This window comes from Stappia sp. P2PMeth1 (assembly GCF_900185735.1).
GTDB lineage: Bacteria > Pseudomonadota > Alphaproteobacteria > Rhizobiales > Stappiaceae > Stappia.
On the sequence record NZ_FYAW01000002.1, the window covers coordinates 65319 to 87558 of the forward strand.

Consider the following 22240-nt stretch of genomic DNA (forward strand, 5'->3'; position numbering starts at 1 on the left):
CGGGGCCAATCTCCCTATAACCCGACTAGGCCCGTGTGGCGTGTCGACGAACAACCGGAAACGGTACGGTGCCGTTTCCCCAGTGTAAGGATGTCTTGATGCCTTGGAGCAACCAGAACGGTGGCGGCGGCTGGAAGGGCGGCGGGGGCGGTGGCCCCTGGGGCGGTTCCGGCGGTGGCGGTCCCTGGGGGGGCGGTCCGCAGCGCGGCGGTGGCGGCGGTGGCAACCCGCCGGATCTGGAAGAGCTGCTCAAACGCAGCCAGAACACCCTGAAGACGGTGCTGCCCGGCGGCGGCAATCTCGGCTTCAAGGGCATCCTTCTCGCGGTGATCATCGCCGCCGGCGTCTGGCTCGCCACCGGCTTCTACCGGGTCGAGCAGGGCCAGGTCGGTGTCGAGCTGGTCTTCGGCGAGGTCACCAACCAGACCGCTCCCGGCCTGAACTACAACTGGCCCTATCCGGTCGGCGCCGTCTACACGCCGGAAGTCCTGCGCATCCGCGAACTGACCGTCGGCATGCGCGAGACCGTCAGCGGCAACCGCGTCACCACGCAGGATGTCGCCGAGGAAAGCCTGATGCTGACCGGCGACGAGAACATCGTCGATGTCGACTTCAAGGTGCAGTGGCGCATCCGGAACACGCCGGAGGGCGTCTCCAACTTCCTGTTCAACATCCAGGACCCGGATGGAACGGTGAAGGCGGTCGCCGAAAGCGCCATGCGCGAAGTGGTCGGCGAGAGCAACATCGACGCCATTCTCGGCGAGAACCGCACGCCCATCCAGGTCGCGGTGCAGAACCTGATGCAGACCGCGCTCGACACTTACGGTGCCGGCGTCGAGATCACCCAGGTGCAGATGCAGAAAGTCGATCCGCCGCAGCAGGTCATCGAGGCCTTCCGCGACGTGCAGGCCGCACGTGCCGATCAGGAGCGCATCCAGAACGAGGCCCAGGCCTATGCCAACCGCATCGTGCCGGAAGCCCGAGGCGAGTCTGCCCGGCTGCTTGAAGCAGCCAACGCCTATCGCGAGCAGACGGTCGCCGAGGCCAACGGTCAGGCGCAGCGCTTCGTCAAGATCCTGGACGAGTACCAGAAGGCTCCGTCCGTGACCCGCGAGCGTCTCTATCTGGAGACGATCGAGCAGGTTCTCGGCCGCAACGCCAAGATCATCATCGACGAGGGCACCAGCGGCTCGGGCGTCGTGCCCTATCTGCCGCTCGACCAGCTCAACCGAAACCAGGGCGCCGCCCGCAGCGGAGGCAACCAGTGATGAAGAACGGTATTTTCGGGATCGGCGGCATTATCGTCGCCGTCGCAGCGCTCGCCTTCTACCTGTCCGTGTTCATCGTCAACCCGGCCCAGCAGGCCCTGGTGCTGCAGTTCGGCGAGATCAAGCGGGCCGAGCAGGAGCCGGGCCTGAAGTTCAAGATCCCCTTCGTCCAGAACGTGGTCTATTTCGACAAGCGCGTGCTCGACCTGAACATGCCGCTGATCGAGCCGATCCTGTTCGACAAGAAGCGGCTGGTGGTGGACGCCTTCGCGCGCTATCGCATCACCGATCCGGTCCTGTTCTTCCAGACGGTGAACAACACCAGCGAGGCCAATCAGCGCCTGTCCACCTTCCTGCAGTCGAGCCTGCGTTCGGTGCTCGCCCGCGCCACCTTCGTGCAGATGGTGCGTGACGACCGCGCCGGGCTGATGGACCAGATCCGTCAGGACGTCGCCGCCCGCGCCGCGCCGATCGGCATCGAGGTGGTCGATGTGAAGATCCGCCGCGCCGACCTGCCGCAGACCAACTCCGATGCGGTGTTCCGCCGCATGCAGACGGAGCGTCAGCGGGAGGCGACGGAGATCCGCGCGCAGGGCGCCGAGCAGGCGCAGCGTATCCGCTCGCGCGCCGACCGCGACTCCACCGTCATCGTCGCCGAAGCCAATCGCGACGCCGAGGTGATCCGCGGTGACGGCGATGCGGAGCGGAACCGCATCTTCGCCGAGGCCTTCAACCGCGATCCGGAGTTCTTCAGCTTCTATCGCTCGATGCAGGCCTATTCGGAAGGCCTCAAGACCGGCGACACCTCGATGGTGCTGTCGCCGACCTCGGAGTTCTTCCGCTACTTCCGCGATCCCAGCGGACGCAACCAGCCGCAGCCGCCCGCCGCCACCGGCGAGGCGCCGGTGGCCCGGGGTCCGCTCGCCCAGTGAGCGACCTGTGGGTTGCGCTTGGCCTCGTCCTGGCTCTCGAGGGGGCGCTTTATGCGCTCGCCCCGGGAGCCATGAAACAGGCGATCCGGCAGATGCTGGAACTGCCGGAGGCGACCTTGCGGACGGGCGGACTGATTGCCGCCATAATCGGCGTCTTCATCGTCTGGCTCGTCCGCGGATAGCCTTGCGCGGAAATCGGACGTAGGTTTGCCGGGGTCGGCCGGGGCGCATCGCGCTCCGTCCGGCCGCAAGACATCGCGGGGCACCGGTCCCCGAACCCAGATGGAGGACAACGGCCTATGGCCCTGTTGAACACCGACCCGCGTCAGGCCGGCCCGTCCGGCAAGGCCGGCACCCGCCGCATCGCGCAGCGCCTTGCCGCGGCCGCCCTTGCCCTTGCCCTTGCCGTTCCCGCCGCCGTGGTCGACCACCGCGCCGCACTCGCCCAGGCGCCCGAATCGATCCCGGACCTCGCCGAGTCCCTGCTTGATGCGGTGGTCAACATCTCGACCGCCCAGAACGTCACCGCGCAGCGCTCCGTGCCGCTGCCGCAGGTGCCGGAAGGCTCGCCCTTCCAGGAGTTCTTCGACGAGTTCTTCAACCGTCAGAACCGCGACAATGCCCGCCCGCGCCGGGTGCAGTCGCTCGGCTCGGGCTTCGTCATCGACGGCGAACAGGGCATCATCGTCACCAACAATCACGTGATCGAGGGGGCCGACGAGATCACCGCCAACTTCAACGACGGCAGCAAGCTTGTCGCCGAGGTGATCGGCCGCGACAGCAAGACCGACATCGCCGTGCTGAAGGTGACCTCGCCGACACCGCTGAAAGCCGTGTCCTTCGGCGATTCGCGCGCCCTGCGCGTCGGCGAATGGGTGATGGCGATCGGCAACCCCTTCGGCCTCGGCGGCACGGTCACCACCGGCATCGTCTCGGCCCGCAACCGCAACATCAATTCCGGCCCTTACGACAACTACATCCAGACCGACGCCTCCATCAACCGGGGCAATTCCGGCGGCCCGCTGTTCAACCGCAACGGCGAGGTGATCGGCATCAACACCGCGATCATCTCGCCCTCCGGCGGCTCCATCGGCATCGGCTTCTCGATTCCCTCCGAGATCGCCACCAGGGTCATCGCCCAGTTGCGCGAGTTCGGCGAGACCCGCCGCGGCTGGCTCGGCGTGCGCATCCAGGAAGTCACCGACGAGATCGCCGAGAGCCTCGGCATGGACAAGGCCGAAGGCGCGCTGATCGCCGGCATCACCGAGGGCGGACCGGCCGAGGAGGCCGGCTTCGAGGCCGGCGACGTGGTGATCGAGTTCAACGGCGCCCGCGTTCCGGCCATGCATGACCTGCCGCGCATGGTCGCCGACACGCCGGTCGGCGAGGAAGTCTCGGTCGTCGTCCTGCGCAAGGGCGAGGAGGTCACGCTCCAGGTCAAGCTCGGCCGCCTCGAGGAGGCCGACGCCTCCGCTGCCGCCGACAGCACGGCTCCCTCCGACCAGGCCCCGGCCACCGACACCCCGACCGTGCTCGGGATGACGCTGTCCACCCTCACCGACGAGTTGCGCAGCCAGTATTCGATCGCCGCCGACGTCAAGGGCGTCGTCGTCACCGCCGTCGAAGATGGCTCGGGCGCTGCCGAAAAGCGCATCGCCGCCGGCGACGTGATCGTCGAGGTGGCGCAGGAGACCGTTACCGACCCGGCCGATATCATCGCCCGCATCGAGGCCCTGAAGGGCGAGAGCCGCCGCCTGGCGCTGTTCCTCATTGCCAATGCGCAAGGCGAGGTCCGCTTCATCCCGCTCTCCATCGAGCAGTAGGACCGCGACCCCGCCCCGAAGACACGAAGGCCGCGGGTTCGCCCGCGGCCTTTTTCCGGTCCCTCGAAAAGCGCGATTCAGCCGGCGGCGAACTCGCCGGCCCGGTAACCCTGGAAGTAGAGCAGCGCGGTCAGGTCGCCATGGTCGACCCTCGCGTCGGCCGCCGCCGCCACTGCCGGCTTGGCCCGATAGGCAACGCCCAGCCCGGCGCGCTCGATCATCGCCAGGTCGTTGGCCCCGTCGCCGACGGCCACCGACGCCTCCGCCTCGATCCCCTTCTCCACGAGCAGTTCCTCCAGCCGCTGCCGCTTGGCCTCGCGCCCGAGGATCGGCTCGCCCACCTTGCCGGTCAGCCGTCCCTCGGCAATGCCCAGCGTGTTGGCCCGGTTCTCGTGGAAGCCGAGCTGCGCCGCGATCTGCGACGTGAAGGCCGTGAAGCCGCCGGAGACCAGCGCGCAATAGGCGCCATGCGCCCGCATCGTCCCGACCAGTTCGCGCGCGCCGGGCGTCAGGGTGATCTGCGACTTCAGCACCTCGCCGATCACCTCTTCCCCGAGGCCGGCCAGCATCGCCGCGCGCTCGCGCAGGGCCGGCTCGAACTCCAGCTCGCCCCGCATCGCCCGTTCGGTGATCGCCGCGATCACGTCCTTCTTGCCGACGGCGGCGGCCAGTTCGTCGATGCATTCCTGGCCGATCATGGTGGAATCCATGTCGGCGATCAGCAGGCGCTTGCGTCGGCCCTCGCGCTTCTGCACAAGGACGTCGACGGGCGCGTCCGCCAGCACCTGGCGCAAGGCCGCGTCGAACTCGCCTGTTCGCGCCGGATCGCCGTCGACGGCAAGGTCGCAGGCGATGCCGGCGGCGAGCCAGTCGGCGGCAGCGGCGCCCACGGGCAGCACATGCAGCGCCCGCGCGACGAGCGTCTCGTCGAGGACCGGGCGCGAGGGATTGGCGACGAGGGTTGCGACGAGCGACATCGTGAGGCGCCTTGAAAGGGAATGAGGAAGACGTGGCGAAACCGGTGACGTTGATAGCCGGACCCACGGCAAGCGGCAAGTCGGCGCTGGCCCTGGACCTGGCGGAGCGCGATGGCGGCTGGATCGTCAACGCCGACAGCATGCAGGTCTATGCCGATCTCGACGTGCTCACCGCCCGCCCCTCGCCGGCGGATCTCGCCCGCGCGCCGCACCGCCTCTACGGCCATGTCGATGCCGCCGAGCCCTGGTCCGTCGCCCGCTGGCTGGAGGACATCGCCAAGGTGCTGGACGAGGCGCGCACCGCCGGGCGGCCGCTGATCATCGTCGGCGGCACCGGCCTCTATTTCCGCGCCCTTGCCGGCGGCCTGTCCGCCGTCCCGCCGATCCCGGAGGAGATCCGCACCCGCCTGCGCACTGAAGCAGCGGATGCACCCGCCGGCGCGCTGCACCAAAGGCTGGCCGAGGTGGATCCGCCGGTGGCCGCGCGGCTCGAGCCCGGCGACACCCAACGCCTCCTGCGCGCCCTGGAAGTGGTGGAGGCGACCGGCCGTTCGCTCGCCCACTGGCAGCGGCAGCAGGGGCCGGTTCTGGTCGGACCGGAGGCTGCCCGTGTCGTTCTCGCCCCGCCGCGTCCCTGGCTGCACGCGCGCATCGCCGACCGCTTCCGCGCCATGGTCGATCAGGGCGCCATGGAGGAAGCCCGCCGCCTGCTGGCCCGCGAGCTCGACCCGGACCTGCCGGCGATGAAGGCCATCGGCCTGCGCGAGCTTGGCCGCCTTGCGCCCGACCTTGCCGGGCTGGACCCGGCCATCGACAAGGCGACCACCGAGACCCGCCGCTATGCCAAGCGACAGGAGACCTTCTTCAGAGGCCAGCTCGGCGACTGGCCCCGCCTCGATCCGGCGGACGCCGCCGCCTGGCACAGCTTTCTGCGTGGAGAATAGCGGGCGCCACAGCCTTTGATTGCAATGTCATCATTTGCCCATAAACTCCATCTATGGAGTTTCCCGCTCGCCACGCCCCGGTGCATTCCGGCCGCGGTCCGGCGGGCTCTGTCCGGCGCATCCCATCATGCGCCACCCCGCCCGACGCGGCGCAGATCGCGCGGGTTGTCTTCCGGAGGAAGGGCCGACAGGTCCCGATCCCGCCAGACCGTCTTTTACGGACACCACGCCCTCCACGGGTGCTGGACCGCAAGGAGAGAGACATGGCGGACACTGCGATACTCGAGACACCACGCCTGCGGCTTGCCGCCTTCACGCCAGCCGACGTGGGCGATCTCCATACCCTGCACAGCGATGAGAACGTCAACCGCTTCCTCGCCTCCCACGAGGCGATCCGCTCGCGCGAGGACGCCGAGCAGCACCTGCGCGACTATATCGAGGGTCAGGACCACCGCGGCTTCAGCCAGTGGAAGGCGACCCTGCGCGATGGCGGCTTTGCCGGCCGGGCGGGCTTCTCCGTCTTCCCCGAAACCTCGGAAGTGGCGCTGAGCATCTGCCTGAAGCCGCAGTTCTGGGGCAAGGGCTATGCCTCGGAACTGGCCGGCGCCCTGGTGACCTGGTTCTTCGAACGCACCTATTTCACCCACCTCATCGCCTTCGTCGCCGCCGGCAACGATCCGGCCCGCCGCATGGTGGAAAGCATCGGCTTTTCGATACGCCAGCGCATGGTGATCGACGGCAACGTCTTCGACTGCCTGCAGGTGCTCTCGCCCGCCCTTGCCCGCTACGCCCGCGCCTGACGGCGCGGGTCGGAGAGGCAATCCGACCACCACCAACGAAATGCAAAAGCCCCCGGCGGATCGCTCCGCCGGGGGCTTTGTCCTGGGGCAAGTCCGGTCAGGCCGGCGGCTCAGACGGCGCGCAGCTCCTGGTGGTCCGGCTTGCTCTGGCGGGCGATCAGCCGGTTGAGCGCCGAGATATAGGCGCGGGCCGAGGCCACCAGCGTGTCGGTGTCCGCGCCCTTGCCGGTCGCCATGCGGCCGTTCGACTCGAGCCGGACGGACACCTCCGCCTGCGCGTCGGTCCCTTCCGTCACCGCATGCACCTGATAGAGCGACAGGCGCGCATCATGCGGCACGATGGCCTTGATCGCGTTGAAGGTGGCGTCGATCGGGCCGTCGCCGGTGCATTCGCGGGTCTCGTGGCGGCCGTTGACGTCGAGCGTCAGGATCGCCTTGCCGGCGGCGCCGGTGCCGGCGATCACGGTCAGCGCGATCACCTTGATCTGCTCGCCCTGGGTCGCGATCTCGTTCTCGACCAGGGCCTCGATGTCCTCGTCATAGACGTGCTTCTTGCGGTCGGCGAGATCCTTGAACCGGCGGAAGGCATCCTCGAACGCGTTGTCGCCGATCTCGTAGCCCAGTTCCTCCAGCTTCTGGCGGAAGGCGTGGCGGCCGGAATGCTTGCCCATCACCAGCGAGGTGGCCTTCACGCCGACATCCTCGGGTCGCATGATCTCGTAGGTCTCGGCATTCTTCAGCATGCCGTCCTGGTGGATGCCGCTTTCATGCGCGAAGGCGTTCTTGCCGACGATCGCCTTGTTGAACTGGACCGGGAAGCCGGAAACGGCCGAGACCAGCTTGGAGGCGCGGGTGAGGTAGCGCGGCTCGACGGCGCAGCCATAGGGCAGCACGTCGGAGCGGGTGCGGATCGCCATGACGATCTCTTCCAGCGCCGCATTGCCGGCACGCTCGCCGAGGCCGTTGATCGTGCATTCGATCTGCCGCGCGCCGCCGGCGACACCGGCCAGCGAGTTGGCGACGGCGAGGCCCAGGTCATTGTGGCAATGCACGGAGAAGATCGCCTTGTCCGCATCCGGCACCCGGGCGCGGATCTGCTCGAACATCGCCTTGTACTCGTCCGGCGTCGCATAGCCGACCGTGTCCGGCAGGTTGATCGTGCTGGCGCCGGCGCGGATCGCCGCCTCGACGCAGCGGCACAGATATTCGATCGGCGTGCGGGTGGCGTCCATCGCCGACCATTCCACGTCGTCGATCAGGTTGCGCGCCCGGCCGACCGTATCGGTGATGATGTCGAGCACCTGCGCCTCGGTCTTCTTCATCTGGTGCTCCAGATGGATCGGCGAGGTGGAGACGAAGGTGTGGATGCGGCCGCGCTCGGCATGGCGTACCGCCTCGCCGGCCCGGTCGATATCGGCATGGATGGCACGGGCGAGGCCCGCAATCACCGAACGCTTGGTGCGCTTGGCGATCTCGGAGACCGCCTCGAAGTCGCCGTTGGAGGCGATCGGAAAGCCCGCCTCGATGATGTCGACGCCCATGTCGTCGAGAATTTCGGCCACCTGCAGCTTCTCCTCCAGCGTCATGGAGGCGCCGGGCGACTGTTCGCCGTCGCGCAAGGTGGTGTCGAAAATGAAGATCTGGTCCTGGGCAGACATTATCCGTTTCCCTTCGGGTCGGGCCCTGCGCCGCTCGCGTGTTTATGGGGCGCGGGCCGAAATGCATTCGGTCGGTGAAGGTTTCGTCCCCTGAGCGCCCGCCTCCGTTCCGCTGGGAGGCAGCCGGTGCTCAGGGGCAGATAAGGAGAAGGAGGCCGCCGCGACGCAGGGCTCCGCCGCGCGCCGTGCGCGCGTCGATCGCAAAAGCGGCAGATGTGCCAGCGGCGATCATGCGGGTCGTCCAGTCCTTGCGTCTCGCCCGTCCGTTGCGGGCCGGTGGCACGGGAGACTGCGCCAAGCTTGCGCAAGATGTCCCGAAAGAAGCGTTAACGCACCAAGGTGGTATCCGATCGTCCGCGCGCTTGCAAGATCCTTGCGCGGACTTTCGTGTGTCCCGTGCGGATGCCCTCCGCACGAAGCGAAACGGGCGGGATCGCTCCCGCCCTCTCCGCACTGTCAGATGCCTTCCGGGCCGCGCTGCAGCGCCGCGACACCGGAGCGCGAGACTTCCACCAGGCCGAGCGGCTTCAGGATGGCGATGAACTGCTCCACCTTGTTGGTCCGTCCGGTGATCTCGAAGACGAAATGCTCCGCCGTCGCGTCGATCACGGTGGCGCGGAACGCATCCGCCAGCCGCAGCGCCTCCAGCCGCTTCTCGCCGATGCCGGCCACCTTGATCAGCGCCAGTTCCCGCTCCAGCGGCTTCTCGAAATTGCGGCGCCGCGCCTCCACCGTCAGATTGGTCACCCGGTGCACCGGCACCAGCCGCTCGAGCTGATGGTGGATCTGCTCGATCACCATCGGCGTGCCGGTGGTGACGATGGTGATCCGCGACAGGTGCTTCTCGTGCTCGGTCTCCGAGACGGTCAGGCTGTCGATGTTGTAGCCCCGGCCCGAGAACAGGCCGATGACGCGGGCAAGCACGCCCGGCTCGTTGTCGACCAGCACCGAAAGCGTGTGGCTCTCGACCGGCTCGACCACCTCGGCCATGAAATAGGCGGAGGGCGCATTGAGGTTCTGTGCGTTCATCTCTCTCGTCTCCGCGATCTCAGACCAGCGCCTTGCCGGCCGCGCCGATGGCTTTCGCCACCGCCTCGTCATTGGCCTCGTCGGGCAGCAGCATCTCGTTATGCGCCTTGCCCGAGGGGATCATCGGGAAGCAGTTGGCAAGGTTGGCCACCCGGCAGTCGAAGATCACCGGCTTCGGCGTCTCGATCATCTCCTGGATGGCGCCGTCGAGATCGCCCGGCTTGTCGACGATGATGCCGTGGCCGCCAAAGGCCTCCGCCAGCTTCACGAAGTCCGGCAGGCTGTCCATGTAGGAATGCGACAGCCGGTTGCCATGCAGCAACTGCTGCCACTGGCGCACCATGCCCATGTACTGGTTGTTGAGGATGAAGACCTTCACCGGCAGGCCGAACTGCACCGCCGTCGACATCTCCTGGATGTTCATCAGGATCGAGGCGTCGCCCGCGATGTCGATGCACAGCGCGTCCGGATGCGCCACCTGCGCGCCGATCGCCGCCGGCAGGCCGTAGCCCATCGTGCCGAGGCCGCCCGAGGTCAGCCAGCGGTTCGGCGCCTCGAAGCCGAAGAACTGGGCCGCCCACATCTGGTGCTGGCCGACCTCCGTGGACACGAAGGTCTTTCGCCCCTTGGTCGCCTCGTAGAGCCGCTGGATGGCGTATTGCGGCATGATGATATCGTCCGACGGCCGGTAGGCGAGCGAGTTGCGCCCGCGCCAGCGGTCGATCTGCTCCCACCACGCCTTCAGGCCGGCGGCGTCGAGCTTGTGCCCGCCGGTCCGCCACAGCCGCACCATGTCCTCCAGCACATGGGCGACGTCGCCGACGATCGGAATGTCGACCTTGACCGTCTTGTTGACCGACGACGGGTCGATGTCGATATGCACCTTCAGCGACTTCGGCGAGAAGGCGTCGAGCCGGCCGGTGATGCGGTCGTCAAAGCGCGCGCCGATGCAGATCATGACGTCGCAGTCGTGCATCGCCATGTTGGCTTCATAGGTGCCGTGCATGCCGAGCATGCCCAGCCACTGCTTGCCGGAGGCCGGATAGGCGCCGAGCCCCATCAGCGTCGAGGTGATCGGCGCGCCGGTCAGTTGCACCAGCTCGCGCAGGAGCTGCGTCGCCGCCGGGCCGGAATTGATGACGCCGCCGCCGGTATAGAGGATCGGCTTCTTCGCCCGAGACAGCAGCTCGACCGCATGGCGGATCGCCTCGATGTCGCCCTTGACCTTCGGCCGGTACGACTTGTGGGCGATGTTGGTCGGCGGCTCGTAGATGCCGGTGGCGAACTGGATGTCCTTCGGCACGTCGATGACGACCGGTCCCGGACGGCCGGTGGTCGCGACATAGAAGGCCTCGTGCAGGATGCGCGGCAGGTCCTCGATCCGCTTCACCAGCCAGTTGTGCTTGGTGCAGGGCCGGGTGATGCCCACTGTGTCGCATTCCTGGAAGGCGTCGCTGCCGATCAGATGCGTCGGCACCTGGCCGGTGATGCAGACGAGCGGGATGGAATCGAGCAGCGCGTCGGTCAGCGCGGTGACCATGTTGGTCGCGCCCGGACCGGAGGTGACCAGCACGACGCCCGGCTTGCCGGTCGAACGGGCATAGCCCTCGGCCGCGTGGCCGGCGCCCTGTTCGTGGCGCACCAAGACGTGCTGGATGTCGTCCTGCTGGATGATCTCGTCATAGATCGGAAGCACGGCACCGCCGGGATACCCGAACACATGCTTGACCCCCTGGTCCTTGAGTGCCTGCAGCACCATTTCGGCGCCGGTCATCTCGCGCTTCATCGTTCCTGTCCTCGATCGTCGCGGCGTCCTCGCCCCGACCGCTTCGTTTCCGTCATCCGCCACGTCGTCCCGCGCAAGTCAGGTCCGGGCGCCCTCCGGCATGCGGCCAATAAAAAAGGCCTCCGGTGGAGGCCTTGCGCGCGCTGAGCTGTCTGGGAACCCGAGTGTTACCTCGTCCCGGCCGCGCGCGCCCCGCATACAAGAATGAGCCCGATGCTCTTCGTCACGTCAAATCCGTCCTGTCCGGCGGTGTTGCCAAAACCCGTCCTGAACCCGGCCCGTGGCCTGTCCGTCTGGGCAATCGGTCGGCGGACGCTGATGACAGGGTCATCTGGCGACTTACCCGATCCGACGCCGCGCAAACTAGACGCAGCGTCTGGCCCGGTCAAGCGCATTATCCGGAAATTTCGCAAAGCATCCTGCGGACTTGCCGAATCTTGCCAGCGCCCCGCGCGCCCGCCGATCGCCCCGCGCGAGGTCGGCGCGCCCTCCCCGTTCCTCCGGCCTGCGCCCAGGTTCGCCCCCCGCCCTCTCTGGGCAAAAGATATCCCCAGGGGCAAAGCCGCGGTTTTGCGCGCCAAAGGCCGCGTCCGCACCCCGTTTCAACGGCCAGTTCCACGACCGCCGAAAAGAAACTTGCATCTCCCGGCAAGCCTCTGTATACACCCGTCTCACAGCGGTCGGCGACACACGCTTTCCGCTGCGGGATGCTGTTGCAGCAAAGCCTGATCATCAGGATCGCATGCAGGGCAGTCCCGAACGGCCGCAAGGCTTGTGGGTGTATAGCTCAGTTGGTAGAGCAGCTGACTCTTAATCAGCCGGTCCTGGGTTCGAATCCCCGTGCACCCACCACTTCCTTCTCTCTGAAATCGCTGGAAAATTCGCCGGAAGGCGCAAGATTTGCGCCGTGAACGGGCGGTGAACATTGCCGTTCGTGCGACCAGCGTGCGACGTCGCACGGTCGCATGGGTTCCCCTCCCGTTCTCACAAGCCGATTTCCGTCTCACCGCCCCTCTGACACAGTCTGCTGGGAAATTGGTCCCGAGCGGGAGAGGCTGACATCGGCCGCTAGGTATGGCATTGCGACGATGGCGCGCTAGCTCAAACATTCATCACTATCGCAGGACACGGCACCCGTCATAGGGGCTGATCGGGGAACGCGCTAACATAGAGATCGGCGACAAAGGTCGAATCGGAAAGACACATTTATTTTGCTTTGTCGTCTACCAGCGACCAAACCCGACTCCACATTGATGCGTAGTTGGCTTAAAAAATAACTCGGTTTGTAATTACCCTCAAGGTCATTGCCATGGTTGAAGTTCTAGCGGCGGTAGGTGTGATTGCCATCATTGTTTTTTTCGTCAGAGTGCTCCGACGCCGCGGAAGCAGAACACTGCCCGGAAGCATCGCCAGAGAGCGGCTTCTAGCCAGATATCTTGGCGAAGACGACTTTCCAAGCATAAAGGCTCTATTTCTCCAATTAAATTATGATGAACTGGAAATGATATCGCAAGCATTTCATAGTTTCGAAGTCGCCATCCATAGAACTGGCGTTGACATGCGGCGGGATTGGTTCAATCAAATGGCATTACAAGGTGTTGAATTCCCATTGCGCCTTCGTGGCGAAGTCTGTGCGTTGGAGCTGCATGAACTGCGCCTCATGCGCGAAGTCCTAAATCACGTGTAGCTCCGCAACGAGGCTCGGTCGTACGTCCCGCAGGTCGTCGAGGAATTTCGGTCTGCTATAGGCTATTCTCGGTTCCATATCCTCGATAGGGCTGGCCTCTCCGATGCAGAAGCCATCTGCAAGACAAGGTGAAGCGTAGCAGTTTACTCCGTCAGCCGATCCGCGCCCGCGCCCTGGCGCATCGGGATGCGCGGCCCCGCGAGCCTCCCCGCCCCAATCTTTTTCCCCGCACGGGTTGGTTGAACCACCCGATCGTTCCTATATGGGTCGCAACCCCGGTTCGAGACGGCCTCCCCAACGCCGGTCGAGCCCGCATTGCCCCGCGCGTTCCCTTTCCCTCTCTCATCCGGCCCTGTTCATGGCACCCATCCTTTCCATTTCCGATCTGTCGAAAACCTATGACACCGGCTTTCAGGCGCTGAAAACCGTGTCGCTCGAGATCGACAAGGGCGAGATCTTTGCCCTTCTCGGCCCCAACGGCGCCGGCAAGACGACGCTCATCAGCATCGTCTGCGGCATCGTCAATGCCTCGTCGGGCACCGTCACGGTGGATGGCAACGACATCGTCCGCGACTACCGCGCCGCCCGCTCCCTGATCGGCCTGGTGCCGCAGGAGCTCACCACCGACGCCTTCGAGTCGGTCTGGGCGACCGTCTCCTTCAGCCGCGGCCTGTTCGGCAAGCCCAAGGCCCCGGAGATCGTGGAAAAGGTGCTGCGCGACCTCTCCTTGTGGGACAAGAAGGACAGCAAGCTCGTCACCCTGTCGGGCGGCATGAAGCGCCGCGTGCTGATCGCCAAGGCGCTCGCCCACGAGCCGCGCGTGCTGTTCCTCGACGAGCCGACCGCCGGCGTCGATGTGGAGCTGCGCCGCGACATGTGGCGGGTGATCCGCGAATTGCGCGACACCGGCGTCACCATCATCCTCACCACCCATTACATCGAGGAGGCGGAGGAGATGGCCGACCGGGTCGGCGTCATCAACAAGGGCGAGATCGTCCTTGTCGAGGAAAAGGCCGAACTGATGCGCAAGCTCGGCCGCAAGCAACTGGCCCTGCACCTCGCCGTCCCTCTCGCCGCCGTGCCGGACGGGCTTTCGGCGCACAATCTCGAACTCTCCGACGATGGAGAGGAGCTGATCTACACCTACGACACGACGGGCGAGCGCACCGGCATCACCACCCTGCTGCAGGACCTCAACGCCGCCGGCATCCGCTTCCGCGACCTGCAGACCCGGCAGAGTTCGCTGGAGGAGATCTTCGTCAACCTGGTGAGGACGCCGTCATGAATATCCATGCCATCAAGGCGATCTACAGGTTCGAGATGGCCCGCACCGGCCGCACCCTGTTCCAGAGCATCGTCTCCCCGGTCATCTCCACCTCGCTCTATTTCGTCGTCTTCGGCGCGGCCATCGGCTCGCGCATCGCCGAGGTCGACGGCGTCAGCTACGGCGCCTTCATCGTGCCCGGCCTGATCATGCTGTCGCTGCTGACCCAGAGCGTGTCGAACGCCTCGTTCGGCATCTATTTCCCGCGCTTCACCGGCACGATCTACGAGGTGCTCTCCGCCCCGGTCTCCTATCTGGAGATCGTCATCGCCTATGTCGGGGCGGCGGCGACGAAGGCGATCATCGTCGGATTGATCATCCTGGCGACGGCCGCGCTCTTCGTGCCGCTGGAGATCCAGCATCCGGGCTGGATGCTGCTGTTCCTGCTGCTGACGGCGGTCACCTTTTCGCTGCTCGGCTTCATCATCGGCATCTGGGCGGACAATTTCGAGAAGCTGCAATTCGTGCCGATGCTGATCATCACGCCGCTCGCCTTTCTCGGCGGCAGCTTCTACTCGATCTCGATGCTGCCGCCCTTCTGGCAGAAGGTGACGCTGTTCAACCCGGTGGTCTATCTGATCAGCGGCTTCCGCTGGAGCTTCTACGGACAGGCCGATGTCGGCGTCGGCGTCAGCCTCGCCATGACGCTACTGTTCCTCGGGCTCTGCCTTGCGGTGATCTGGTGGATCTTCCGCACCGGTTACCGGCTGAAGTCCTGACCTTCGAAAGTGGTGCGGGCCGCAAGGCGGCCCGCCCGTCGGCGCCTTGCGCTCAGACGGCGACCGCCGCCTTGATATGCGGGTGCGGGTCGTAGCCGGTGAGCTCGAAGTCCTCGTAGCGGAAGGCGAAGAGATCGGTCACCGCCTCGTTGATCTTCATCTGCGGCAGCGGCCTTGGCGCGCGCGACAGTTGCTCCTTCGCCTGCTCCAGGTGGTTCAGGTAGAGATGCGCATCGCCGAACGTGTGGATGAACTCGCCCGGCGCGTAGCCCGTCACCTTGGCCACCATCATCGTCAGCAGCGCATAGGAGGCGATGTTGAACGGCACGCCGAGGAAGACATCGGCCGAGCGCTGATAGAGCTGGCAGGACAGCCGCCCCTCGGCGACATAGAACTGGAAGAAGGCGTGGCAGGGCGGCAGCGCCATCTCGTCGACCAGCGCCGGGTTCCAGGCCGAGACGATCAGCCGGCGGCTGTCCGGCGTCTTGCGGATCTGCTCCAGCAGCTTGGCGATCTGGTCGATGGACGAGCCGTCCGGCGCCGGCCAGGAGCGCCACTGATAGCCATAGACCGGGCCGAGATCACCGGTCTCGTCGGCCCATTCGTCCCAGATCCGCACGCCGTGGTCGTTGAGGTAGCGGATATTGGTGTCGCCGGCCAGGAACCACAGCAATTCGTGGATGATCGACTTCAGGTGCAGCTTCTTGGTCGTCACCATCGGGAAGCCGTCGGCAAGGTCGAAGCGCATCTGGTGGCCGAACACGGAGAGGGTTCCCGTGCCGGTCCGGTCGGTCTTCTTCACGCCCTCGTCGAGGATGCGCTGCATCAGCTCGTGATAGTTCCGCACGCTGCCGTCCGCCTGCCGATTCTGTTCCGCGCCATCGTCGCCCGGGCGCAAGCCGAGGGCAAGCGCACCGGCGCCCCCGTCCCTGCAATCCACCGGCCGGCGCGTCGGCAGGGTTCAGTTCCCGGCGGTGAGCCCCGGCCAATGGGTCTCGGCCTTGCCGATGAACCCGGCCGCGTCCTTGCGCCAGCGCGCCTGGATGTTGCCGTTGTAGTTGAGGTAGAGCCGGCCGTCGACGATGTCCCAGTTGTTCGGGTCGCCCTTGGAGAGCTTGCCCTGCGCGATCGCCCAGGCGCAGTAGCCGCCATAGGCGGGAGCATATTTCTCCGGCTCGGCCAGGAACGTCTCGCGGTTTGCCGCGCTGGCAAAGCGCCATGTCGCGCCGCGATACTCAGCCGCGATCTCGGCCCTGCCCTTCACCGGGCGGCCTTGCGTGAAATAGGCGACAGGATCGTAGCCGCCCACGGCCACACCCTCGACCAAGCCGGTATAGACGGGGCCGGTGTCGCTGCTGCCGCCGAGCCCGAACCAGCCGGCACTGGCTGTTCCCGCCGTAAGCAGCACGGCGGCAGCCGCCAGCATCGCACATCGGCGCGAAACGCCGCCCGAACGCTTCCGTGTCATCTGCCTATCCTCCGCGCTGCCCCGCACCTTGACCGGGCAGATGCTTTTTTAGCGCAAGCGCCGGCTCCCCTGCCAATGACGTCGCCTCACAAGCCCGCGATGGCGCGCGCGCCCCAGCGCATACGACAAGTTTTCCAAGGGGACAGACGAGTTGGCGCAGGCCCCTTTTCAGCCGCCCTCCCTGCCCCTATATTCGGAGTGCCGGCGCAAGCCGGCTATGGCGATAAACGGACTTCGGAATAAGCCTATCGGACCCGGGGGCGGTACCCGGCGCCTCCACCCAAGCCCGCCGCACGATCTGTTGGTCGGCGGGTTTCGGCGGGGGCGAAATAGGATCGACGAGGGTGTAAAGGTCGTTCTTTTGCTCGGCATGGTTCCGCCGTTATCGGGCCGTCTCAATAGTTGCAAATGACAACTATGCTATGGACAACGCTGTCGCCGCGTAATGCGGTGCCGGTAGTCCTTTAAGCCCTGGCGGTTAGCCCCGTCAGGCGGGGTCCGGAGGCACCTGGCAACAGAAGCCTCCACTCGATTTCCGCCTGGCCTCGGCCCGCCTGACCCGCGCCCCGCCTGGCTCGCGCATGGGCAAGCGGCGGCGCCTTGAGGCCGGCGATGGCGGCGTCCAGCGGCTCGCCCTCGCGAAAAAAAGCGGGGCAAGGGGCAAAAGGCCGGTGCAAGCACCGATCGGCGCTTTTCATTCTCCCCTGCGCAAGCCATGTTGGGCGCGACCTGATTCACACTTTCAGATTCTCACGCTCAGTTAAGTGCGATGGCCGAAGACCTGATCCGCTACGATATCGTCATTCAGGACGCCCTGCGCGGTGCCGTCCGCAAGATCCTCTCCGAGGTCGGCCGCGTCGGCCTGCCGGGCGAGCATCATTTCTATATCGCCTTCGACACCACCGCTCCGGGCGTGCGCATCTCCTCGCGGCTGCATGAGCGCTATCCGAAGGAGATGACCATCGTCCTGCAGCATCAGTTCTGGGACCTTGCCATCGGCGAGCACGCCTTCGAGGTCGGCCTCTCCTTCGGCGGCATCCCCGAAAAGCTGTTCGTCCCCTTCTCCGCCATCAAGGGCTTCTTCGACCCGTCCGTCCAGTTCGCGCTCGAGTTCGAGCCTGGCAAGACGGCCGAGGAACTGCCCGAGGAACTGGTCGAGGCGGCCCGCGAACAGGAGCGGGCGGAGGCCACGCTCGCCAGCGTCGAGAAAACGACGGTTGACGCGAAATTGGACAAGGTTTCGCAAGTTCACAGCAAAAATTTGCAAAATTCTGATCAACCCGAAAAGCCGGTGTCCAAGGAGGACAAGTCCGGCGAGCCGGGCGGCGCCGATGTGGTCTCGCTCGACGCCTTTCGCAAGAAGACCTGAGGATCGGCCGGACCGCGCAAGCAGCTCCGACCGCGAAGGACGGATGATGAGCGGGGATATCGTCAATCTGAGGCAGGCGCGAAAAGCGCGCGCGCGGCGCGACAAGGACGAGAAGGCAGCGGCCAACCGCAGCCTGTTCGGCCGCACCAAAGCCGAGAAAACCCGCGATCGCACGCTTGCCGAGGCCGCCACGCGCCACGTCGAGGGCCATCGCCGCGAGCTCTCTCCGGCGGACACGTCCGGCGGGGACAATCACGGCAATGGCGAGGGCGGCTAGCCATGCTCGCCAAGCGCTCCCTGACCCTGCACGGCCACCGCACCAGTCTGGCGCTTGAGCCGGAGTTCTGGGAGGTGCTGGAGGAAATGGCCGAGGCCGGGAATATCAGCCTTCCTGCCCTGGTCGCCCGCATCGATGATGCGCGCGAAATTGAGACGGTGGGCGGCGGCGACCTGCCATCGTCCTTGTCCTCGGCCCTGCGGGTTGCCGCCCTTGCCCATTGCCGGGCCAAGGCCTGACTCACTGGTCCGGCGTTCTGCCAATGAAAACAGGGGGTTCGAGCGGCGGCAGCAGCGGCATCGGCTGGCCCCTGCCCGGTTCCGCGCCCGCCGTTCCCGTGCTTCCCGGATCGTCCAATGCCCGCCGGATGCGCTCGCCGAAGCTCGCCGCCGGCGTGGGCTCTGCTGCTGGCTGCCCGCCCTGTTGTCCCCGCCGCCGCTCGGCCGCGGCCCGTTCCGCTGCCTTGCGCGCCTCCTCGGCTTTCCGGGCCGCCTCGGCTTTCCTTGCCTCCTCGGCTTTCCTCGCCTCCTCGGCCTTGCGGGCGTCGTTCGCCCTGCGCGCCTCCTCGGCCTTTCGAGCCTCTTCGGCCTTGCGCGCCTCTTCGGCTTTCCGCGCCTCCTCGGCCCTGCGGGCTTCGTCCGCCTTGCGCGCCTCCTCGTCCAGCAACTGCCGCTCCTGCCGGCGCTTTTCCTCGCGCTGCCGCCGCATTTCCCGCATCAATCGGTCGCGCTCGGTGATCTCGGCCTGCAGCTCCTCCACCCGGCGCACCTCCTGTTCGAAGGCGCGCAGGGTCAGGAAGGCGGTGAAGGGGGCGATGTCGATGGTGCGCTGCGGCTCGGCCAGTGGCCCGGCGAAGACGAGGCCCACCTGCGCCTCCGCTCCGGTCACCGCCTCCTCGCCCGGATCGACCCGCAGCGAGAAATCGCTCTGCAGGCTCAAGGCCTTGAGGTCGATCTGGGCATTGCCGAACACCCGTGCCTCGCGGTTGTCGACCCGCGCATTGCTGATCCGCGCGACTCCGCCGGCGATCGAGGCGCTCGCCTCCAGTTCCGCGAAGGGCAGCACGCCGGCGTCGAGATGGCTGGCGAAGGCGGTGCGGATCGCTGCGTCGTTGAGATCGAGCCCGGCGTCCACCGCGCGGATCACCAGCGCGAAGGCGTCCGGGTTGAGGCCGCGGATTTCCCCGTTCTCGACGCTGAGCGTCCCCCCGCCGGAAAGGCTTGAGACGATGCCGGCGAGCGAGCGGCCGCTGCCCTCGACATCGAGATTGATGTTCGCCGCGCCCGTCGCCACCGGACGCCCGGTGCGCCGCCAGACCAGTTCCTCCAGCCGCGCCCCGTCGAGATGCAGCGAGGCGGTCATCCCCGCCTGCCCGCCCGACCGCTTCAGCGTGTAGGCGCCCGTCAATCCTCCGCCGGCAAAGCCGGCCTTGCTGACATCGAGCGACAGCGCATCGTCCTTCAGCGACAGCCGCGCGGCGACATCGCTGGCCGGCGGCAGCGGCGCCAGACCCATCCGCCGCGCCGTGACGTCGAGCGACAAATCCACGCCCGAGACGACCGGCGGTCCGAAGGCCGCTTCCGACCACGTGCCCCCGGTGGAGGCGGCGAGTTGGTCGGCGCCGAGCAGCAGGTCGCTGAGTTCGGAAATATCGAGTTCCGACAAGGAGATCGTGCCTCTGACCTGCGGGTCGAGGCTGGCCATGGCGCGGCGCAGGTCGACGCGCAGATCCGCATCGAGCCGCAGGCCCGCGACATCGCCGGAAAGGCCCGACAGGGTGAACCTGTCCCCCTCGCCCTCCAGCGTCGCCGCCAGGTCGACGGCCGCGGTCGAGGCATCGAGCGAGGGCAGCCGCCCGGTCAACAGCGCCACGGGCACCAGGTCCGGCGCGCGCACGGCAAGGTCGGCCGTATAGCGGCTATCCCCGCTCGCCGGCAGGGCAAGCGTGCCGACCCCGCTCAGCACCGCTTCGCCAAGATAGAGCCGGGCATGCCCCTCCAGTCCGTCCTCGGCAATCCCCGCCGCGCCGATCTCCACCCGCGCCTCGCCGAGACTGCCGACCGGCAGCAACGTCGCACCGACTTGCTCCAGCAGGTCGCCCGCCTCCGGCGCCGCAAAGCTCGCCTCGAAATCCACCGTCGCGGCGCGCCAGTCGTCGAGCCGGCCATCGAGACCAAGGTTCACATCGATTGCGGTTCCGCCGATCGTGCCGCGCGCCACAAGGCTCGCCAGCGTACCGGCCGCCGCGCCGCCGCGGTTCGCCTCGCCCTCGAAGCTCAGCTTCAGATCCGCCGGCGCAAAGGCTCCCGGCCGGGCGGCGAAGCTCCGCACCGCGCGATTGTCCGGCGCCAGAGCCAGCAGCAGCGCCGCGACGCCGTCGAGCCGCTCGGCGTCGACATCCAGTTCCAGCGCCCCCGACGGCGCCGTCGACAGCCGCTCGATCCGCCCCTTGGCGCCGAGGCGCGCGCCGGACAGGTCGGCGACTTGGGCCTCGTCGATCACCAGCGTGTCGTCGCGATAGGACGCCCGCAGCCGCGTTGCAGCGGCCGACAGCGTGCCGAAATCGACCCGTTCGGCGAACAGGCGCAGCACCAGTTCGGTGCCGGTGCCGGCGATGCCGGCGGCCAGTCCCTGCTCCCGGCCGAGGAACAGACGGGCAAGCTGGGCCACCTGATTGCCGTCGATGCGCTTGGCATCGAGATCCGCCTCGAAGACCGGCGTGCCGCCCTCCGGCGCCGACCAGGACAGCGCGCCCTGGCCGCTGTCCTCGCCGATCTCGAACAGCAGGTCGGTCAGTGCGACATGGCCCGGCGCGGCGTCGAGCCGGCTTTCCAGGGCAAAGGGCATCGCTGCGATCCCGCTTGCCCCGTTCTTGCGCCACCAGTCGGCAAAGGCGACCGGCTGCGCCACCGAGGCCGCGAAGCTGCCCCGGAACGCCGGCTCCGGCTGCAGGCCGAGATCGCCGCGCACGAGGAACTCGGTCCGGCCGGGCATCCGCCCCGAAAGCTCGGCAATCCGCCAGCCGCTGGCCAGGCGATCCGCCTTGAGCAACACGTCCTGGGTCAGCCCGCCGCCGGACAGGAAGCTGGGCACGGACAGTTCGACATGGCCGTCGAGGGGCGGGTGCGGCAGCCCGCGCAGTGCCGCCAGCAGCGTCGCTCCCGTCTCCGCCGCCGCCAGCGGATCCGTCGGCCCGCGGCCGGAAATGCGATCGAGGTCGATCTGCCGGGCCGTCGCCTTGACGTCGAAACGATAGGGCTCGGCGAGCGTGATCTCCGCTCCGCCCTCCAGCGTCACCGGCCGTTCCTCGAGGCCGTAGCGGAAACTGGCCTCGCTCAGCGCCAGCCGGGCGATGTCGAGGGCGAACCGCCCCTCGCTGCGCCAGGCCTGCCGAGCCTCCTCGGCGGGCGTCACGGAGGCGAGCGTGTAGGCGCCCTCATAGCCCGGGCGGCTGTCCGACAGGGTCAGCGTGCCGTCCATCACCAGATCGACAGGCACGGAAACCGGCGTCACTCCGGCGCGCAGGCGCAAGCCGCCGGCCGGATCGCGGCGGCCGGTCGCCAGCACCACGGTTGCCCGCTGGCCGTTCAGGCTCGCCATGCCGTCCAGCTTGAACGGCCCCAGCATCGAGCGGGCGGTGACCAGCAGGTCGATATTCTCGATCTTGTGGTTCTGCCCGTTTCGCGCGTCGATCACCGTCAGTTCGCCGTCACGGATCGAGGCCTGCTCCAGCATCACCAGGTCCGGATCGACCTCGGAAATCAACCCGTTGCGGGAGCGGGCGGTGAACCAGTCGAGCCGCCCCTGCTCGTCGATCGACAGGCGCAGGCTCGGCCGCTCCATCGTCAGGTCGATGATCCGCACCTCGCCCTTCAGCAGCGGCGGCAGTTCGATGCGCATCTCGAAGCGGCGCACCGCCAGCAGCGGGTCTTCCGGCTCGCCGACCCGCACGTCCGAAAAGGTCAGGGTCGGCGTCGGCAGCAGGCGCATCTCCGCCTCGCCCATCACCGCGACGCGGTGACCGAGCAACTGCTCGCCATAGCGCTCGAACGTGGTGCGATAGGCCGTCCAGTCGATGAGGAACGGTCCGACCAGCGCTGCCAGCAGCACCGCGATCACGGCCACGCCGATCGTGATGTAGATCGAATTCAGCGCCCTGGTCTCCCGTTCACGCGATCC

Annotated in this window: 19 protein-coding genes, 1 tRNA gene and 1 other RNA gene; 14 read left to right on the top strand and 7 right to left on the bottom strand. The window is 67.1% G+C overall.

All coding sequences use genetic code 11. The features are described 5' to 3' along the window. Positions 1–98 precede the first annotated feature (98 nt). The 4 genes from hflK to P2PM1_RS00310 all read left to right on the top strand — a co-directional run bounded on the left by hflK (position 99) and on the right by P2PM1_RS00310 (position 4023). Positions 99–1268 (top strand): FtsH protease activity modulator HflK, encoded by a 1170-nt coding sequence (gene hflK / locus P2PM1_RS00295; RefSeq protein ID WP_186397782.1) that lies wholly within the window; start codon positions 99–101, stop codon positions 1266–1268. Next, positions 1268–2200, top strand: coding sequence for a protease modulator HflC (gene hflC / locus P2PM1_RS00300; protein ID WP_186386214.1), 933 nt, complete (start codon positions 1268–1270; stop codon positions 2198–2200). The genes hflK and hflC overlap by 1 nt, the downstream gene beginning before the upstream one ends. Further along, on the top strand, positions 2197–2382 hold the full coding sequence (locus P2PM1_RS00305; protein WP_186397783.1) for a DUF2065 domain-containing protein: 186 nt from the start codon (positions 2197–2199) through the stop codon (positions 2380–2382). Before hflC ends, P2PM1_RS00305 begins: the two co-directional genes overlap by 4 nt. A gap of 117 nt (positions 2383–2499) precedes the next feature. After that, positions 2500–4023: a DegQ family serine endoprotease gene (locus P2PM1_RS00310; protein WP_186397784.1), complete on the top strand. Its 1524-nt coding sequence runs from the start codon at positions 2500–2502 to the stop codon at positions 4021–4023. A gap of 77 nt (positions 4024–4100) precedes the next feature. Here the strand turns inward: P2PM1_RS00310 and serB are convergent, their stop codons facing one another. Then, positions 4101–5000 (bottom strand): phosphoserine phosphatase SerB, encoded by a 900-nt coding sequence (gene serB, locus P2PM1_RS00315; protein ID WP_186397785.1) that lies wholly within the window; start codon positions 4998–5000, stop codon positions 4101–4103. Positions 5001–5032: 32 nt separating this feature from the next. On the opposite strand from serB, the gene miaA reads away from it, so the two are divergent. Both miaA and P2PM1_RS00325 read left to right on the top strand, forming a co-directional pair. After that, positions 5033–5944, top strand: coding sequence for a tRNA (adenosine(37)-N6)-dimethylallyltransferase MiaA (gene miaA / locus P2PM1_RS00320; RefSeq protein WP_186397786.1), 912 nt, complete (start codon positions 5033–5035; stop codon positions 5942–5944). 263 nt (positions 5945–6207) lie between these two features. After that, positions 6208–6744, top strand: a complete 537-nt coding sequence (locus P2PM1_RS00325) for a GNAT family N-acetyltransferase (RefSeq protein WP_186397787.1) — start codon at positions 6208–6210, stop codon at positions 6742–6744. 110 nt (positions 6745–6854) lie between these two features. Here the strand turns inward: P2PM1_RS00325 and P2PM1_RS00330 are convergent, their stop codons facing one another. From P2PM1_RS00330 to P2PM1_RS00340, 3 genes are all read right to left on the bottom strand, one after another. Then, a complete protein-coding gene (locus P2PM1_RS00330; RefSeq protein ID WP_186397788.1) occupies positions 6855–8402 on the bottom strand; it encodes a 2-isopropylmalate synthase in 1548 nt (515 codons plus the stop codon). A gap of 456 nt (positions 8403–8858) precedes the next feature. Beyond that, positions 8859–9431, bottom strand: a complete 573-nt coding sequence (gene ilvN, locus P2PM1_RS00335; RefSeq protein ID WP_186386223.1) for an acetolactate synthase small subunit — start codon at positions 9429–9431, stop codon at positions 8859–8861. Between the two features lie 19 nt (positions 9432–9450). Next, positions 9451–11217, bottom strand: coding sequence for an acetolactate synthase 3 large subunit (locus tag P2PM1_RS00340; RefSeq protein WP_186397789.1), 1767 nt, complete (start codon positions 11215–11217; stop codon positions 9451–9453). A 776-nt stretch (positions 11218–11993) separates the two neighbouring features. On the opposite strand from P2PM1_RS00340, the gene P2PM1_RS00345 reads away from it, so the two are divergent. The 4 genes from P2PM1_RS00345 (at position 11994) to P2PM1_RS00360 (ending at position 14947) form a co-directional block, all read left to right on the top strand. After that, positions 11994–12069: transfer RNA gene (locus tag P2PM1_RS00345), tRNA-Lys, on the top strand. Between the two features lie 457 nt (positions 12070–12526). Then, positions 12527–12904, top strand: coding sequence for a hypothetical protein (locus P2PM1_RS00350; protein WP_186397790.1), 378 nt, complete (start codon positions 12527–12529; stop codon positions 12902–12904). Positions 12905–13262: 358 nt separating this feature from the next. Further along, complete coding sequence (locus P2PM1_RS00355) at positions 13263–14189, top strand: ABC transporter ATP-binding protein (protein WP_186397791.1); 927 nt, start codon at positions 13263–13265, stop codon at positions 14187–14189. Then, positions 14186–14947: an ABC transporter permease gene (locus P2PM1_RS00360; protein ID WP_186386226.1), complete on the top strand. Its 762-nt coding sequence runs from the start codon at positions 14186–14188 to the stop codon at positions 14945–14947. The genes P2PM1_RS00355 and P2PM1_RS00360 overlap by 4 nt, the downstream gene beginning before the upstream one ends. Positions 14948–14999: 52 nt before the next feature. On the opposite strand, the gene P2PM1_RS00365 is transcribed toward P2PM1_RS00360, so the two are convergent. Both P2PM1_RS00365 and P2PM1_RS00370 read right to left on the bottom strand, forming a co-directional pair. After that, positions 15000–15794 carry a thymidylate synthase gene (locus P2PM1_RS00365; RefSeq protein WP_186397792.1) on the bottom strand — a complete coding sequence of 265 codons (795 nt, stop codon included), beginning with the start codon at positions 15792–15794 and terminating at the stop codon, positions 15000–15002. Between the two features lie 114 nt (positions 15795–15908). Then, positions 15909–16415, bottom strand: a complete 507-nt coding sequence (locus P2PM1_RS00370) for a YHS domain-containing (seleno)protein (RefSeq protein ID WP_244301358.1) — start codon at positions 16413–16415, stop codon at positions 15909–15911. 161 nt (positions 16416–16576) lie between these two features. On the opposite strand from P2PM1_RS00370, the gene ssrA reads away from it, so the two are divergent. From ssrA to P2PM1_RS00390, 4 genes are all read left to right on the top strand, one after another. After that, positions 16577–16944, top strand: a transfer-messenger RNA (tmRNA) gene (gene ssrA, locus P2PM1_RS00375). A 240-nt stretch (positions 16945–17184) separates the two neighbouring features. Further along, on the top strand, positions 17185–17784 hold the full coding sequence (locus tag P2PM1_RS00380) for an SspB family protein (RefSeq protein WP_186386227.1): 600 nt from the start codon (positions 17185–17187) through the stop codon (positions 17782–17784). Between the two features lie 46 nt (positions 17785–17830). Beyond that, positions 17831–18061: a DUF4169 family protein gene (locus P2PM1_RS00385; protein ID WP_371515065.1), complete on the top strand. Its 231-nt coding sequence runs from the start codon at positions 17831–17833 to the stop codon at positions 18059–18061. A gap of 2 nt (positions 18062–18063) precedes the next feature. After that, complete coding sequence (locus tag P2PM1_RS00390; protein WP_186386229.1) at positions 18064–18300, top strand: ribbon-helix-helix domain-containing protein; 237 nt, start codon at positions 18064–18066, stop codon at positions 18298–18300. Position 18301: 1 nt separating this feature from the next. Here P2PM1_RS00390 and P2PM1_RS00395 read toward each other — a convergent pair whose 3' ends face one another. Beyond that, positions 18302–22186, bottom strand: coding sequence for an AsmA family protein (locus P2PM1_RS00395; protein WP_186397793.1), 3885 nt, complete (start codon positions 22184–22186; stop codon positions 18302–18304). Between the last annotated feature and the right edge of the window lie 54 nt (positions 22187–22240).

What these genes read in the sequence shown, in the direction of transcription:
- hflK (WP_186397782.1), top strand. Translation starts at nt 99, where the DNA reads ATGCCTTGGAGCAACCAGAACGGTGGCGGCGGCTGGAAGGGCGGCGGG.
- hflC (WP_186386214.1), top strand. Translation starts at nt 1,268, where the DNA reads ATGAAGAACGGTATTTTCGGGATCGGCGGCATTATCGTCGCCGTCGCA.
- P2PM1_RS00310 (WP_186397784.1), top strand. Translation starts at nt 2,500, where the DNA reads ATGGCCCTGTTGAACACCGACCCGCGTCAGGCCGGCCCGTCCGGCAAG.
- serB (WP_186397785.1), bottom strand. Translation starts at nt 5,000, where the DNA reads ATGTCGCTCGTCGCAACCCTCGTCGCCAATCCCTCGCGCCCGGTCCTC.
- P2PM1_RS00325 (WP_186397787.1), top strand. Translation starts at nt 6,208, where the DNA reads ATGGCGGACACTGCGATACTCGAGACACCACGCCTGCGGCTTGCCGCC.
- P2PM1_RS00330 (WP_186397788.1), bottom strand. Translation starts at nt 8,402, where the DNA reads ATGTCTGCCCAGGACCAGATCTTCATTTTCGACACCACCTTGCGCGAC.
- ilvN (WP_186386223.1), bottom strand. Translation starts at nt 9,431, where the DNA reads ATGAACGCACAGAACCTCAATGCGCCCTCCGCCTATTTCATGGCCGAG.
- P2PM1_RS00340 (WP_186397789.1), bottom strand. Translation starts at nt 11,217, where the DNA reads ATGAAGCGCGAGATGACCGGCGCCGAAATGGTGCTGCAGGCACTCAAG.
- P2PM1_RS00350 (WP_186397790.1), top strand. Translation starts at nt 12,527, where the DNA reads ATGGTTGAAGTTCTAGCGGCGGTAGGTGTGATTGCCATCATTGTTTTT.
- P2PM1_RS00355 (WP_186397791.1), top strand. Translation starts at nt 13,263, where the DNA reads ATGGCACCCATCCTTTCCATTTCCGATCTGTCGAAAACCTATGACACC.
- P2PM1_RS00360 (WP_186386226.1), top strand. Translation starts at nt 14,186, where the DNA reads ATGAATATCCATGCCATCAAGGCGATCTACAGGTTCGAGATGGCCCGC.
- P2PM1_RS00370 (WP_244301358.1), bottom strand. Translation starts at nt 16,415, where the DNA reads ATGACACGGAAGCGTTCGGGCGGCGTTTCGCGCCGATGTGCGATGCTG.
- P2PM1_RS00380 (WP_186386227.1), top strand. Translation starts at nt 17,185, where the DNA reads ATGGCCGAAGACCTGATCCGCTACGATATCGTCATTCAGGACGCCCTG.
- P2PM1_RS00385 (WP_371515065.1), top strand. Translation starts at nt 17,831, where the DNA reads ATGAGCGGGGATATCGTCAATCTGAGGCAGGCGCGAAAAGCGCGCGCG.
- P2PM1_RS00390 (WP_186386229.1), top strand. Translation starts at nt 18,064, where the DNA reads ATGCTCGCCAAGCGCTCCCTGACCCTGCACGGCCACCGCACCAGTCTG.